13 protein-coding genes are annotated in these 13520 nt (G+C 63.1%); 12 read left to right on the top strand and 1 reads right to left on the bottom strand.

The genetic code is table 11. The features are described 5' to 3' along the window. The first annotated feature begins 68 nt into the window (after positions 1–68). From AC07UR_RS26800 to AC07UR_RS26755, 10 genes are all read left to right on the top strand, one after another. Positions 69–896 (top strand): uracil-DNA glycosylase family protein, encoded by an 828-nt coding sequence (locus AC07UR_RS26800; RefSeq protein WP_209789818.1) that lies wholly within the window; start codon positions 69–71, stop codon positions 894–896. A gap of 3 nt (positions 897–899) precedes the next feature. After that, positions 900–2525, top strand: a complete 1626-nt coding sequence (locus AC07UR_RS26795) for a GMC family oxidoreductase (protein WP_209789817.1) — start codon at positions 900–902, stop codon at positions 2523–2525. 12 nt (positions 2526–2537) lie between these two features. Next, a complete protein-coding gene (locus tag AC07UR_RS26790) occupies positions 2538–2858 on the top strand; it encodes an NIPSNAP family protein (RefSeq protein ID WP_173424001.1) in 321 nt (106 codons plus the stop codon). A 108-nt stretch (positions 2859–2966) separates the two neighbouring features. Beyond that, positions 2967–3992: a BMP family ABC transporter substrate-binding protein gene (locus AC07UR_RS26785; protein ID WP_173424043.1), complete on the top strand. Its 1026-nt coding sequence runs from the start codon at positions 2967–2969 to the stop codon at positions 3990–3992. Between the two features lie 253 nt (positions 3993–4245). Next, complete coding sequence (locus AC07UR_RS26780) at positions 4246–5826, top strand: ABC transporter ATP-binding protein (RefSeq protein WP_209789816.1); 1581 nt, start codon at positions 4246–4248, stop codon at positions 5824–5826. Next, a complete protein-coding gene (locus tag AC07UR_RS26775) occupies positions 5823–6860 on the top strand; it encodes an ABC transporter permease (protein WP_173424003.1) in 1038 nt (345 codons plus the stop codon). The genes AC07UR_RS26780 and AC07UR_RS26775 overlap by 4 nt, the downstream gene beginning before the upstream one ends. Next, positions 6857–7750: an ABC transporter permease gene (locus AC07UR_RS26770; RefSeq protein ID WP_209789815.1), complete on the top strand. Its 894-nt coding sequence runs from the start codon at positions 6857–6859 to the stop codon at positions 7748–7750. The genes AC07UR_RS26775 and AC07UR_RS26770 overlap by 4 nt, the downstream gene beginning before the upstream one ends. Before the next feature lie 8 nt (positions 7751–7758). After that, positions 7759–8184 (top strand): VOC family protein, encoded by a 426-nt coding sequence (locus AC07UR_RS26765; RefSeq protein ID WP_209789814.1) that lies wholly within the window; start codon positions 7759–7761, stop codon positions 8182–8184. Then, on the top strand, positions 8181–9119 hold the full coding sequence (locus AC07UR_RS26760) for a nucleoside hydrolase (protein ID WP_209789813.1): 939 nt from the start codon (positions 8181–8183) through the stop codon (positions 9117–9119). The genes AC07UR_RS26765 and AC07UR_RS26760 overlap by 4 nt, the downstream gene beginning before the upstream one ends. Continuing rightward, a complete protein-coding gene (locus AC07UR_RS26755; protein WP_209789812.1) occupies positions 9116–10642 on the top strand; it encodes an amidohydrolase family protein in 1527 nt (508 codons plus the stop codon). The genes AC07UR_RS26760 and AC07UR_RS26755 overlap by 4 nt, the downstream gene beginning before the upstream one ends. Positions 10643–10656: 14 nt before the next feature. Here the strand turns inward: AC07UR_RS26755 and AC07UR_RS26750 are convergent, their stop codons facing one another. Then, positions 10657–11556, bottom strand: a complete 900-nt coding sequence (locus AC07UR_RS26750) for a LysR family transcriptional regulator (RefSeq protein WP_209789811.1) — start codon at positions 11554–11556, stop codon at positions 10657–10659. A gap of 133 nt (positions 11557–11689) precedes the next feature. Here AC07UR_RS26750 and AC07UR_RS26745 point away from each other — a divergent pair, with 133 nt between their 5' ends. Together AC07UR_RS26745 and AC07UR_RS26740 are read left to right on the top strand one after the other, a co-directional pair. Next, the gene (locus tag AC07UR_RS26745) at positions 11690–12622 is read left to right on the top strand and encodes a VOC family protein (RefSeq protein WP_209789810.1); all 933 of its coding nucleotides are present in this window, start codon (positions 11690–11692) and stop codon (positions 12620–12622) included. A gap of 159 nt (positions 12623–12781) precedes the next feature. Continuing rightward, positions 12782–13468 carry a hydrolase gene (locus AC07UR_RS26740; RefSeq protein WP_112815779.1) on the top strand — a complete coding sequence of 229 codons (687 nt, stop codon included), beginning with the start codon at positions 12782–12784 and terminating at the stop codon, positions 13466–13468. Positions 13469–13520 lie beyond the last annotated feature (52 nt).

The following is a 13520-nucleotide window of genomic DNA, read 5'->3' as shown; positions in this document are numbered from 1 at the left end:
AGCTTTTGTCTAGTCTACTTTCAACGAGTTGGAGGGGCGGTGTGATGCCGGCACGACTGAGAGAGGCAATGGCGGAAACGCTGGCCGGCTGGGAGGCCGACCTGCCGCAGACCTGGCAGGATGCGCTCGGGCCCATTGGCGACGATTTCGGCCGGGTCGATGCCGGCCTCACTTTCGACGCCTGGGAGCCGATCTTCCCGGCGCGTCGTGGCAGGGTCTTTCCTGGTCAACCGAAAGGCGCGCATGCACTTGCTGCCTTCGATGGAATTGCGCCAGACGGCGTACGCTGCCTGATCCTCGGCCAGGATCCTTATCCTGAGCCGGGCTTTGCCACGGGCCGCGCCTTCGAAGCGGGCAATCTCGCCAGCTGGGTCGAGCTGGACAAGATGTTCTCGAAGAGCATTCGCGCCTATATGCAGCTCATCGCCGCCGCGCGTCTTGGCGACGAGAGCCTGAGCGAAGACTTCGCTCGTTGGCCCGATGTTCGCCATCTGCTGTGCGACCCTTCCGGATCGTTCGAAGCGCCGGGCGCGATCGCCGACCGTTGGGTTGGCGAGGGTGTGCTGCTCCTCAACGCATCCCTGACGCTGTCGCGCTTTCGTGTCGATATCGACCCGCACCAGTCGCGCGGCCATCTTCCGTTCTGGCGGCCCTTGATGCTGCGCGTGATCGAGATGCTGCTTTCGCGCGGCGAGCCGATCGTCTTTCTCGGTTTCGGTGCGGCCGCGGCCGATATTTTCGCCGAGGTTGGCATACGCGAGGGCCGCGACGGCAATGTCGCCTGCGTCGAACGCGAGCATCCCGCTTTCGCCGACAAGGTGCTTGGCCGGGAAAACCCCTTCCTTCTTTGCAATCTCTACCTGGAGGCGATGGGCGTCCGTCCCATCGCATGGTGAACCATGGCGTCTAGCCCGGAATATGATTTCATCATCGTTGGCGCGGGTTCAGCCGGCTGCGTTCTTGCCAACCGCCTGTCGAAGAACCCGGCCAACCGCGTGCTCTTGATCGAGGCGGGCGGCAAGGACCGCAATCCCTTGTTCCGGTTGCCGATGCTGATGGGAAAGCTCTTCCACTCGGGCATCTACAACTGGCACTACCACACGGAGCCCGAGCCCTATCTCAACGGCCGTTCGCTCTATTGGCCGCGCGGCAAGGTTCTGGGCGGCACCTCGACCATCAACGGCATGATTTACGTGCGCGGCAATCGCCACGACTATGACCGCTGGGCACAACTTGGTCTGCCTGGCTGGTCCTACGACGACGTGCTGCCGGCGTTCCGGCGCTCGGAAACGCATATCGAGCGCAAAGACGCGTTTCACAGCACCGACGGCGAGCTCACCGTATGCCGTGCCCGTGGCCACAATCCGCTGATGGACGTGTTCTGCGAGGCGGGCCTGCAGGCCGGCTATCCAGCGAATGATGACTTCAATGGCGCCACCCAGGAAGGGTTCGGCCGCTACGATTTCACCATTCGCAAAGGCAAGCGCTGGTCCACATCCTGGGCGTTCCTGCGCCCGGCGCTCGGTCGCAAGAACCTGACCGTGCTGACAGGTGCCGAGACGACGCGTCTCATCATCGAAGGTGGCCGGGCCTGCGGCGTCGGCTATCTGAAGGATGGCAGGGCGGCGATCGCGCGGGCAGGGCGCGAAGTGATCCTGTCTGCCGGCGTCGTCAATTCGCCGAAGGCACTGCTGCTTTCCGGTATCGGACCGGCGGACGAGCTAAGCGCGCTCGGCATCAAGCCGCTGCTCGACCTTCCCGGGGTCGGCAAGAACCTCCAGGACCACGTCGACTGCGTCATGAGCTGGGAATGCCGTGAACCGGTCACGCTGTTCGGTGACCTGCGCGCCGACAAGCTCATTCCCGCCGTCGCGCAAGGCATGCTGTTCGGGGAGGGCATCACGACAACCTTTCCCTACGAGGCAGGCGCATTCGTCCGCTCGAACGACGGTCTGGTCTCGCCCGATATCCAGCTGCATTTCATGCCGGCGCTGGAAAAGACGGCCAACTTGCATTTCCCCAATCCCTTCACCAAGAAGCGGGCGGTGGAGGCGGATCACGGCTTCACCATCCGCGTCGGACCCGTCAATCCGGCGAGCCGCGGCGAGATCACGCTGCGGTCGGCGAACCCGACAGACAAGCCGAGGATTCAGGCGAATTACCTGCAGTCCGATTTCGACATCCGCACGATGATCGACGGCATCCGGCTGACGCGCGACATCGTCGGCCAGAAGGCATTCGACCGCTATCGCGGCAAGGAACTGGCGCCCGGTCCGGAAGCGCTCGACGATGCCGGGCTGACCCGCTGGCTGCGCGCCACGGCGATGACGACGTTCCACCCTGTTGGCACCGCCAAGATGGGCAACGACCCCATGGCAGTGGTGGATGCGCAGCTCAAGGTGCACGGCATCGAGGGCCTGCGCGTCGCCGACGCCTCGATCATGCCGATCATCGCCAGCGGCAACACCAACGCGCCCGCCATCATGATCGGCGAGAAATGCGCCGAACTGATCCTGAACAGCTAAGGGAGTGATCCGATGATCCTCGAACACCGCACCTATACTTTCAAGCCGGGCACGGTCGACAAGTGGATGAAGAAATACGAGGCGGACGGTCTGCCGGTGCAGAAGCGCCATCTCAACAAGTTCGTTGGTCTCTACGTCTCGGAGCTCGGGACGCTCCACACCACTGTTCTGATGTGGGCCTATGACAGCCTTGCCGACCGCGAGGCGCGCCGGTCGGCCATGTACGCCGATCCGGATTGGCAAAAATTCATCTCCGAAGTCTGGGCGCTCGACGCGATCCAGAAGCAGGAGGTGATGATCATGAACCCCGCTGCCTATTCACCGCCGCTTTGAGACGACCGGGCGCGCGCCGGTATTGCCCGCGCACGTCAGAATACGCATGACACAAGACAATCAACAAAAGAGGGAACGATCATGACTGACAAGGCTTCACAACACATCATGCATCGCCGCACATTCCTGCAGGCAAGCGCGGGCGCAGCAGCGCTCGGCTTTGCCGCAAGCATCATGCCGGAATTTGCGCGTGCATCGGGCGGGCTGGTCGCGCTGGTTCACACGCAGGCGGCCGGCGACAACGGTCCGGTCGATCAGATGATTGCCAAGCTCAAGCAATTGTCGGAAGAAAAGGGCTTTGAACACCGCGCCATCTATGCGCAGGACCCCGCGACCTACGAGACCATCTACCGCACGCTCGGCGACGCCGGTGCCCAGATCATCATCTCCACCTTCAACGAGGTGGCCGAGCCGTTCAAGGCGCTGGCGCCGTCCTACCCCAACACGAAGTGGATCCAGCTGTTCGCCGACCCCTTCGAGCCGGCGATCCCGAACGTGGTGACGGTATCCTATGACTATTATCTCGGCTGCTATCTCTCAGGCGTCTTTGCCGCGAAGATGACGACAACAGGCAAGACCGGGTTCATCGGCGGCGTTTCAATCCCGCCGCTCAACGCCGATTTCAATGCCTTCAAGGCTGGCGTTCACTCGATCAAGCCGGATGCCAGCGTCGTTGCCGCCTTCGCCGGCTCGTTCCAGGATCCTGCAAAGGGTCAGGAAATCGCCACCCAGATGTACAATGACGGCATCGACTACATCCAGACGGATGCCGCTGCCACCGATGGCGGCATCATTGCCGCCGCCAACGAAAAGGAAGGCCGCATGGTGAGCTGCCTTGCGCCGGGACAGTACGCACTCGGCCCGAAATCGCTCATCTCCATCGTCGGTCTCGATTTCGGTGTTTCGCTCTACAACGAGGCAGGCAAGGCCGTCGGTTCCGATTGGAAGGGCGGCACGCATGAGCATACGGGCCTTGGCACCGGCGTCATCGACTTCATACTTTCGCCCGTCTTTGCCGAACAGGGACCGGCTGAACTGAACGCCAGGGCGAAAGAGGCGCTTGTCGAGGTCGAAAAGGCGCGTGCCGGTATTCTGGATGGGTCCATCAAGGTTCCGTTCAACACCACGCTCTGAGCCACTGGAGCATCCCGCTTTGAAGTGGAATCGCTAAAGGCGGATAAGATGTTCTAGCATCAAAGTACTAGAGCTTCCTTATTGCGTTCTTCTGAACGCACGGCGTTCCACGCCGGCCCGTCGGGTCGGCGCGGAGCCTTGGCGGAAAACCGGCGTTTGTCTCTCCCGTTGGGGGAAGACCGACGGACGTTCGCGGATCGTCTTCCTTCCTGTTGATGACCCGTGAACCCATGCTCTCGATGGGAACCTTTTGATGTCGAATCCTCCGAAACCAGCGCTGGAGTGCCGTGATGTCACCGTGAAATTCGGCGACGTGACGGCATTGTCCGACGTTGCCGTCTCGTTTGCTCCCGGCCAGATCCATGCGGTCGTCGGCCAGAACGGCGCCGGCAAGACGACCTTCGCCCGCGTCGCTGCGGGACTCGTTCAGCCGACCGCCGGCGCGGTCGACGTTATGGGTGAAGAAATCCGCACTGGCCACGTCAGCCAGAGCCGGGCTGCGGGCGTGGAACTGGTTCACCAGAGTTTCGCCCTGCCGCCGTCCTTTACCGTCGCTGAGACCATGGAGTTCGGCGCGACCGGCAAAGGCGGCATCTACAGCCGCAAGAGCCTTGCCGAAAAATGGCAGTCGCATCTCGCCGGCCTCGACGTTCAAGTCGACCTGAACAGGAGGATTCGCGACCTGCCGATCGAAACCCAGCAGGGTATCGAGATTGCCAGAGCGCTGGTCATGGATGCGCGCGTTCTGATCCTCGATGAACCGACGGCCGTGCTGTCGCCCTCCGGCATCGACATGCTGTTTGCACGCGTCCGCCGTCTCAAAGAGCGCGGCGTGACAGTCATCCTCATCCTGCACAAGATCCGCGAGGTGCTCGGCATCGCCGACACGGTCACGGTGCTGCGCGGCGGCCGAAAGGTCGAAGGGCCGCTGCCGATCGCCGAGGTTTCGGCGGAGAGGCTCGCGAACCTCATCGTCGGCGATGCGATTGCCAAGACGCTCGACCGGCATGAGCGCGACGCGCTGGTTGGAACGAAATCACCAGTGGGCGAGGGCGCAGGTCATCTCGAAAATGCGAAGGGCCCAAGCGTGCTCTCCATGAAAGCCGTCTCGACGCGGCCCGATAGTGAAGGCACCGCGCTTGACAGCGTCGATCTGGATATTCGCCCCGGCGAGATCGTCGGCATAGCCGGCGTGGAGGGCAACGGACAGAAGACGCTGGTGCGCGCGATTTCGGCCCTTGCCGATCTTGCAAGCGGATCGATCCGTCTTGCGGGAAATGATGTGACAGGCGAACCGCTCGCCGCCCGTCGCGCGATCGGCCTCAGGATCATTCCCTTCGAGCGCAATGTCGAAGGTCTCAGCCTCACGAGTTCGCTCTGGCAGAACTGGAGCGCACGGGAACTGCTGCAGGGCAGGCTGCTCAGGCTGATCCGCCCCTCAGCAGTGCGCGAAGCCTGCGACAGGTCGCTGAAGGACTGGAGCGTCCACTACCACAATTCCGCGCAGAAGGCTGGATCCCTGTCGGGAGGCAACGCCCAGAAAGTGATCCTCGCGCGCGAGGTCGACCGCGAAGCCCGACTGATCATCGCGGCACAGCCGACGCGGGGCCTCGACATCGGAGCCACCGCCTTCGTCTGGCAGGCGCTTCGGCAGGCGCGCGATCGCGGTGCCGCCATCCTGTTGATCTCGTCGGATCTCGACGAGCTCTTCGACATCTCCGACCGCGTCGTGGTGATGCTGTCTGGGCGGGTGAACGGCGAATTCCGCGCGCCTTTCGACATCGCGTCGGTGGGTGCAGCCATGACCGATGCGGCCGCGAGGACAAGCGCATGAAAGACAGTCTCACCACGGTTGTCCGCAGCCTGATCTTCGTCGCCTTCGCGCTTATCCTGTGCGCGCTGGTGTTCCAGTTCGCCGGCTACAATGCGCTGACTATGCTTTGGGCGGTGGCCGATGGCGCCTTCCTGCGCAGTGGCGCGATCGAGCAAAGCCTCAGATGGGCACTGCCGCTGTTCATCACCGCGGTCGGCGTTGGGATCTCCTTCCGGGCAGGTTTCTTCAACATCGGTGCCCAGGGCCAATTCTATGTCGGCGCCATCTGCGCCGCCTTTGCCGCCGAGGCGTTCAAGGGCGGACCGGCTTTCCTCGTCATCCCGGCGCTGCTGATTTCCGGCATGCTCGGCGGCGCTCTCTGGGCGCTCTGGCCGGGGCTTCTCAGGCTGCGTTCGGGCACGGACGAGGTGATCACCACGTTGATGGGCAACTTCATGGCCGGCCTGCTTTTGGTCTACGTCACCTCAGGCCCGCTAAAGGACCCTTCGGGGTCCGGCCAGCAGGCATCGAGCCGCCCGCTCGATGCCGCTTACCGCATCTCGGACTCGCTCGGCCTCTCGCCGACTATCATCGCCATTGCCGCAGCGGTCGGCATCCTGATGTGGCTCTTGGTCAACCGCACCGCCTTCGGGGTTCTCGCAAGTCTTGCCGGTCGCAACGGCACCATGGTGGAGTGGCAGGGCGCCAGGCTCTGGAAGCTCGGCCTGTCGAGCTTCCTCATCTCGGGCGCGCTGGCCGGGCTTGCCGGAACCATCGAGTTCATGGGCCCGAACGGCCGCATCGCATCCGGGTTCCTGCCGGCCCATGGCTTCACGGCGATCCTGATCGCGCTCGTCGCCAATCTCTCGGTGCTCGGCACGGCTGCGGCCGCGGTGTTCTTCGGCGGCCTTGCCTCGGCGGCGCTCTATCTGCCGATCATGGCCGGGCTGCCGGCGGCCGCGATCGACATCATCAATGCGGCGATCGCGCTGTTCATCACGGCAAGGTCGAAGCTCGTCGACAGGGTATTGCGTTTCGGAGGGCGCCCGTCATGAACGAGATCATCATCGCCATCCTGCGCTCCGGAACGCCGCTGATCTACGTCACCCTTGCCGGCGTCATCGCGCAGCGTGCAGGCGTCTGGAACCTCGGTCTCGAGGGCCTGATGATAATCGGCGCCTGCGCCACGATCGTCGGCATCATGCTGACCAATTCCATTCTCGCCGCCATCCTGATCGCAATTGTCATCTGCGTGCTTGCATCCATCCTCCTCTGGTTCGTGATCGACAGGCTCAAGGCCAATCCCATCATCGCCGGCCTCGGTCTGACCGGTCTTGGCATCGGCGGTACCGCGCTTGCCGTTCAGTCGATCTTCGGAAGCCAGGCGAGCGTGACCGCGCCTTTCGGCATTCTCAAGCTTGGCCCGGCTTTCGGCGCCTATGGCGTGTTGTCGATCTCGGTTGCCGCCATGCCGTTCGTCGTCTTCGGCATGTGGGTGCTGCTCCGCCGCACCCGTTTTGGGCTCAGGCTCGCCGCCTGTGGCGAACATCCCTTCGCAGCCCGTAGCGTCGGGGCCAATCCGTCGCGCATGCGCCTTGTGGCGCTTTCGATCGGCGGCGTTCTCTGCGCCATCGGTGGAGCGGAGCTGGCCGCCGGAAGCCTGCAATTCTTCGCTCAAGGCATGACGGCCGGGCGTGGCTTCATGGCGTTCGCCGCCGTCATCTTCGGCGCGTCCCATCCGGTGGGCGCAACTTTCGCCGCGCTGTTCTTCGCCGTCGTCGGCGCGCTCGGCATCCGGGCGCAGCTGATGTTCGGCGACAAGATCCCTCACGACCTGCTGCAGGCGCTCCCCTATCTCGCCACGGTCTTCGGGGTCTGGCTTTCGGGCAAGCTTCGCGGCGGCGCAAAGGCCGCCAGCTCCTTCGCTGAACTCAAGGATCAATAGGAGGCACCATGACGTTTGCCCAACGCCATCCGATCCAGGATGTCTGCATCCTGGTCACCGACCTCGAGGCGTCGATCCGCTTCTATACGGAAAAGCTCGGCTTCGAACTCAAGCATCGCGCCCCCGGCTTTGCCGATTTCACCGGCGCCGGGCTGACACTGGCCCTCTGGGAGCGGTCGCATATCGAGACGCATGCCGATGTGCGCGTGCCCAAGGGCTCGGCCTCTGCCGTGCTTGTGGCGGTGCGGCTCGACAATCCCGCCGAGATCGACGGCCTCTATGCCGATCTGAGGAAAGACGGCGTGACCTTCGTCAAGCCCCCAGCCGACTATCCGTGGAACGCCCGCTGCCTCTATTTCCACGGTCCGGATGGCGAAACCTGGGAACTCTACGCCTGGCTCGATGGCGGCGCGCCCGGCAAGGTGGCGCCATGACCCGCAAGCTCATCATCCTCACCGATCCCGGTCAGGACCAGGCAGCCGCCATCCTGATGATCCTCGGCCAACGCCAGGCCTTCGACGTGCTCGGGCTCGTTGCCACGGCCGGCAACATCAACCTCGATCACACGATTGCCAACTGTCTGAAGCTGATGGAACTGGCCGGGCGGCCGGATATTCCGGTCTTTGCCGGCTGCCCGCATCCGATCATCCGCCCGCTGGTCATGGCCGAGCACGTGCACGGCCCGACCGGCCTTGACGGCCCGAACCTGCCGCCGCCGAAGATCGCGGCGCAGGAGAAGCACGGCGTCGATTTCATCATCGATACGGTGCGCGCTCATCCCGGCGAGATCACCATCTGCTCGCTGTCGCCGGTGACCAATCTCGCCATGGCCCTGCGCAAGGCGCCCGATCTTGCCGGCAAGATCCACGAGGTCGTCGCGATGCTCGGCGCCTATTTCGAGGTTGGCAACATCACGCCGACGGCGGAGTTCAATTGCTATGTCGACCCCGAGGCCGCCGACATCGTGCTGAAGGCCGGCATCAGGACCACGCTTCTGCCGCTCGATGTGACGCACAAGATGCTGTCGACGCCCGAGCGTCTCGGCGCCATGCGGGCGCTAGGCAATCGCTGCAGCGTGGCAACCGCCGAAATGCTGGAATTCTCCGAAGCGTTCGACCTCAGGAAATACGGCTGGGACGGCGCGCCGCTGCATGGGCCGTGCGTGCCGGCCTTCATGCTGGCGCCGGAGATGTTTTCGGGGCGGCAGATCAACGTCTCCGTCGAACTCTGCGGCACGCTGACGTCGGGCATGACCGTCGCCGACTGGTGGCAGATCACCGACCGGCCGAAGAATGTGTTCTATGTCACGGACGGCGATCCGGTCGCCTACTATGATCTCCTCCTGAAATCGCTGGAAAATCTGCCATGAGCCAAATCCTGATCCGCAACGCGACGATCGTGGCGATGGATAGCAGCCATGGCGCAGCGCCGTTTGCCGGTGACATCCTGATCGAGGGCGAGACCATAAAGGCGATCGGCGAGGCGCTCTCCGCCGGCCCGGACGCACGGATCATCGAGGGCCGCGGCAAGCTGGCCATGCCCGGACTGGTGAACGCCCACACCCATTCCAGCGAGACCTTCCTTCGCGGCCGCTACGAGCGCATGCCGCTCGAAATCTGGCTGCTCTATGCGTATCCGCTGCTGATGAACGACCCGATCGGCGAAAGGCTGCTCTATCTGCGCAGCCTGCTGCTTGCGATGGAATCACTGCGCACAGGGGTCACCACCTTCTGCGACGATTTCTTCGATCCGCCGCGCCATGATCTCGATCGGCTGGCGACCGTCTTTCGCGCCTACGACGATGCCGGCATTCGCGCCAATGTCTCGAGCGCGGTCATGAACGTCCATACACTCGATGCGCTGCCCTTTTCCCGCGAAGTGATGCCTGCCGAGTTGCAAGCCCTTCTCGATTTCGGCCCGCCGATGACGGCGAGTGCCTATATCGACTATTGCCGGTCGGCTTTCTCCAGTCTGCACGGCAAATCCGGCCGGCTGCATTTCATGATTGCGCCGTCCGCGCCGCAACGCTGCTCGCCGGATCTGATGGCGGCGTGCATGGATCTGGCGGTCGAAAAGCACGTGCCCTTCCACACCCATATTCTGGAGACCAAGACGCAGGCCGTGACCGGCCACAGGCTGCACGGCAAATCGCTGATCGCCTACATGCACGATCTCGGCCTGTTGAAGCGCAACACGACGATTGCGCATTCGGTCTGGGTCAGCGACGAGGACATGCGGCTGATGGGGGAGGCCGGTGCCTCGGTTGCCCACAATGCCGTGTCGAACCTCAAGCTCGGTGCCGGCATAGCGCCAATCCGCCGCCTGCTCGATGCCGGGGTGACGATCGGCCTCGGTACCGACGGCGTCTCCTCGAATGATACATCCCGCATCTTCGACGTCATGCGTGTCGCCGGCCTCGTGCACAGCGCTGCCGGGCCTGACTACGAGAGCTGGTTGGCAGCCGACGAAATCCTGGCAATGGCCACCATCGGCGGCGCGAAGACGGCGCTTTTGGAACAGGTGACAGGCTCGATCGAGGTCGGCAAGTCGGCCGACCTGCTGATCCTTGATCTCCGCAACTATCCCTTCATGCCGCTCAACAATGTCGCCAAGCATCTGGTCTATTCGGAAAACGGCTCATCGATCGAGACCGTGATGGTCGCCGGCCGGATCGTTATGGAAAATGGGTACCTGACCACCGTCGACGAACAGGCCGTCTTCGACGAAATCGCCGAACTGGTGCCCGCCTATCTTGCCGAGCATGCCGAGCTGGAGCGTCGCAACAGTACTTTCGAGCCGGTCATGGCGGAGATCCATCGCCGCGCGACCCGGATCGATATCGGCCTCAACCGGTATCAGGGGGATGGCGCGGGCCGCCATCTCCAGTCCTGAGGCGCTGACGCGGCTCAGTGAACCGGGATCACGACGCCCAGAATTTGCTGCTCGAAGAACTTCGAGAAGGCCGCGATGCGCGGCGGCAGCGCCTGATAGGGCGGATAATAAAGCGTCAGCCACAGATCCTGCGGCGCCCAGCCCTTGAAGGCATGGACGAGGCGTCCTGTCCGCAGATGTTCGGCGATATGAAAGCCGGGAAGCAGCGCCACGCCCGCACCGTCAGCCGCCATGTCGGCGAGGATCTCGCCGCTGTTGGCGCTGAAGGCTCGGCCTGCCGATATCATCACCGATGAGCCGCCATCCGAGAGAACCCAGTTTTCCCGGCGGCTCTCGCCACTATAGGCGAGGCACTCTTCGGGGGTGAGTTCTCCGGGATGGCTGAGGCCGGCGCAACGACTGCCGGGGGCCGCGACCAAAATGCGCGGTATCGCGCAGATCTTCCGCCAGATGGTGAACTTGTCGGAGGGCTGCGACGAGATGCGAATTGCCAGATCGTAGTCATCGTTGACGATGTTCACCATCCCGTCCGACAGCACGACCTCGAATGATATCTTCGGGTAGCGCTCCTTGAATCCGGAAATGATGGTCGGCAGAAAGGTTTTCCCAAGCCAGGTCGGCGCGCTGATCCGGAGCCGCCCTTCATCCGTCTTGTGGGTGTTCATGACATCGCGGCGCGCGCTTTCGAGCGTTTCCATCGCCGGCTGGATCTGGGCTGCGAAAATGGCGCCGTCCGTCGTCAGCGACACCTGCCTTGTCGTTCGAACGAAGAGCTGAACACCAAGATCGGCTTCAAGTGCGGCGATCGCCCGGGTCACTGCCGCCGGCGTCATGTCGAGTTCACGGGCGACCTGCGCGAAATTTCTCTTTTCGGCGGCCATCAGGAAAGTGCGGAGCGCTTTATAGTCGTTCATCTCATTATTTCAAAAATCGCAATTCATTCGAAAGTAATATTGCAATTCCGCCTGGTCGGCAATCTGCGTAGGTTTGTTTTCAGCAACAGACACCGGACGAAACGCCCGGAGAAAACGCAAGGAAACAACGGCCATGATCAAGGATATCAAGGGACTGCATCACGTGACATCGATGGCGTCGGACGCCGCGCGCAACAACACATTCTTCACCGACACCCTCGGCCTGAGGCGAGTGAAGAAGACCGTCAACTTCGACGAGCCAAGCATCTACCATCTGTATTACGGCGACGAGACGGGTGCTGCCGGCACGGTGATGACATATTTCCCGTTCGACCACATGATGCGCGGTCGCCCCGGCGTCGGTGAAGTGGGCGAGACCCAGTTCGCTATCCCGAAGGGCACGCTCTCCTACTGGAAGGATCGCCTGACATCGCAGGGTGTCGCCGGCCTCAAGGCCGACACGATCTTCGGTGCCAACCGCCTGCGGTTCTCAGGCCCGGATGGGGACGGATTGGCGCTGGTCGAAAAGGCCGATGACGGGCGCTCCGCCTGGACCGGCGCCGGCGTGCCTGATGATGCAGCCATCCGCGGCTTTGCCGGCGCCAGATTGAGCCTGCATGACACGGCAGCCATGGAGGAACTTCTCGGTTTCATGGGCTACCAGCGCGCCGAAAAGGAAGGCAACGTTACGCGGCTGGTGATCCCCAACGGCAACGGTGCCGACACGATCGATCTCGAAGCGCTGCCGCAAACCACGTTTGCTCGCCAGGGTGCCGGCTCGGTCCACCACATCGCCTTTGCCGTCGAGGACCGCGCAGCACAGCTCGAGGTTCGCAAGGCGCTGATGGACACCGGCTACCAGGTCACGCCGGTCATTGACCGCGACTATTTCTGGGCAATCTACTTCCGCACCCCTGGCGGTGTATTGTTCGAAATCGCGACCAACGAGCCCGGCTTCAACCGTGACGAGGACACCGCCCATCTTGGTCAGGCGCTGAAGCTGCCGCAACGCTACGAACCCTTGCGCGACCGGATCGAGGCCGGCCTCGTGCCGCTCGCGGCCTGAAAGACGAATTGCCTGCGGGCCGGCCGGCTCTAGCCGCCCGCAGCTCCAATACCGGAAGGCCTGTCGCAGTAAGCCCGTAAACACAGTCTCCGACAGGTCGCGCCTATTCCGCTTAAAACCCGCCGCCAGACGGCACATCACGCACCAAGGAGAGACCCAATGTCCAAGCTCGAAGTCCTGACCCCGCAGAACAGCCAGCTCATCTTCATCGACCAGCAGCCGCAGATGGCCTTCGGCGTCCAGTCTATCGACCGCCAGACGCTGAAGAACAATGTCGTCGGCCTCGCCAAGGCGGCGAAAATCTTCAACATTCCGACGACGATCACGTCGGTCGAGACCGACAGTTTCTCGGGCAACACCTATCCCGAACTGCTCGGCGTCTTCCCGGAAAACGACATTCTCGAGCGCACCTCGATGAACTCCTGGGACGACCAGAATGTGCGCGATGCGCTGGCGAAAGGTGCGGCCGACGGCCGCAAGAAGATCGTCGTCTCGGGCCTGTGGACAGAGGTCTGCAACACCACCTTCGCGCTCTCGTGCCTCAACGACACCGACTACGAGATCTACATGGTGGCCGACGCCTCGGGCGGCACCTCTCTCGATGCCCACAAATATGCGATGGACCGCATGGTGCAGGCCGGCGTCATCCCGGTCACCTGGCAGCAAGTGCTGCTCGAATGGCAGCGGGACTGGGCGCGCAAGGAAACCTACGACGCCGTCACCGGCCTGGTGAAGGAGCATTCAGGCGCGTACGGCATGGGCATCGACTATGCGGTAACCCATGTCCACGGCGGTGCCGAGCGCGTCAGCCACGGCAAGCGGATCGGGCCTAACCCCGCCAAGTAACGATCGCCGGCCGCTCCGGCAGGATAAGTCCTGCCGGAGCGATTTTCCCGTC

The sequence above is a fragment of the Ensifer sp. GW821-FHT05G01 genome, assembly GCF_059419585.1.
Note: the sequence above shows the minus strand (reverse complement) of the source record. Positions and strands in the feature narration are given on the sequence as shown.

Bases quoted from the DNA above. Each gene is read 5' to 3' on its own strand.
- AC07UR_RS26800 (WP_209789818.1), top strand. From the start codon at position 69: ATGGCGGAAACGCTGGCCGGCTGGGAGGCCGACCTGCCGCAGACCTGG.
- AC07UR_RS26795 (WP_209789817.1), top strand. From the start codon at position 900: ATGGCGTCTAGCCCGGAATATGATTTCATCATCGTTGGCGCGGGTTCA.
- AC07UR_RS26790 (WP_173424001.1), top strand. From the start codon at position 2,538: ATGATCCTCGAACACCGCACCTATACTTTCAAGCCGGGCACGGTCGAC.
- AC07UR_RS26785 (WP_173424043.1), top strand. From the start codon at position 2,967: ATGCATCGCCGCACATTCCTGCAGGCAAGCGCGGGCGCAGCAGCGCTC.
- AC07UR_RS26780 (WP_209789816.1), top strand. From the start codon at position 4,246: ATGTCGAATCCTCCGAAACCAGCGCTGGAGTGCCGTGATGTCACCGTG.
- AC07UR_RS26775 (WP_173424003.1), top strand. From the start codon at position 5,823: ATGAAAGACAGTCTCACCACGGTTGTCCGCAGCCTGATCTTCGTCGCC.
- AC07UR_RS26770 (WP_209789815.1), top strand. From the start codon at position 6,857: ATGAACGAGATCATCATCGCCATCCTGCGCTCCGGAACGCCGCTGATC.
- AC07UR_RS26765 (WP_209789814.1), top strand. From the start codon at position 7,759: ATGACGTTTGCCCAACGCCATCCGATCCAGGATGTCTGCATCCTGGTC.
- AC07UR_RS26760 (WP_209789813.1), top strand. From the start codon at position 8,181: ATGACCCGCAAGCTCATCATCCTCACCGATCCCGGTCAGGACCAGGCA.
- AC07UR_RS26755 (WP_209789812.1), top strand. From the start codon at position 9,116: ATGAGCCAAATCCTGATCCGCAACGCGACGATCGTGGCGATGGATAGC.
- AC07UR_RS26750 (WP_209789811.1), bottom strand. From the start codon at position 11,556: ATGAACGACTATAAAGCGCTCCGCACTTTCCTGATGGCCGCCGAAAAG.
- AC07UR_RS26745 (WP_209789810.1), top strand. From the start codon at position 11,690: ATGATCAAGGATATCAAGGGACTGCATCACGTGACATCGATGGCGTCG.
- AC07UR_RS26740 (WP_112815779.1), top strand. From the start codon at position 12,782: ATGTCCAAGCTCGAAGTCCTGACCCCGCAGAACAGCCAGCTCATCTTC.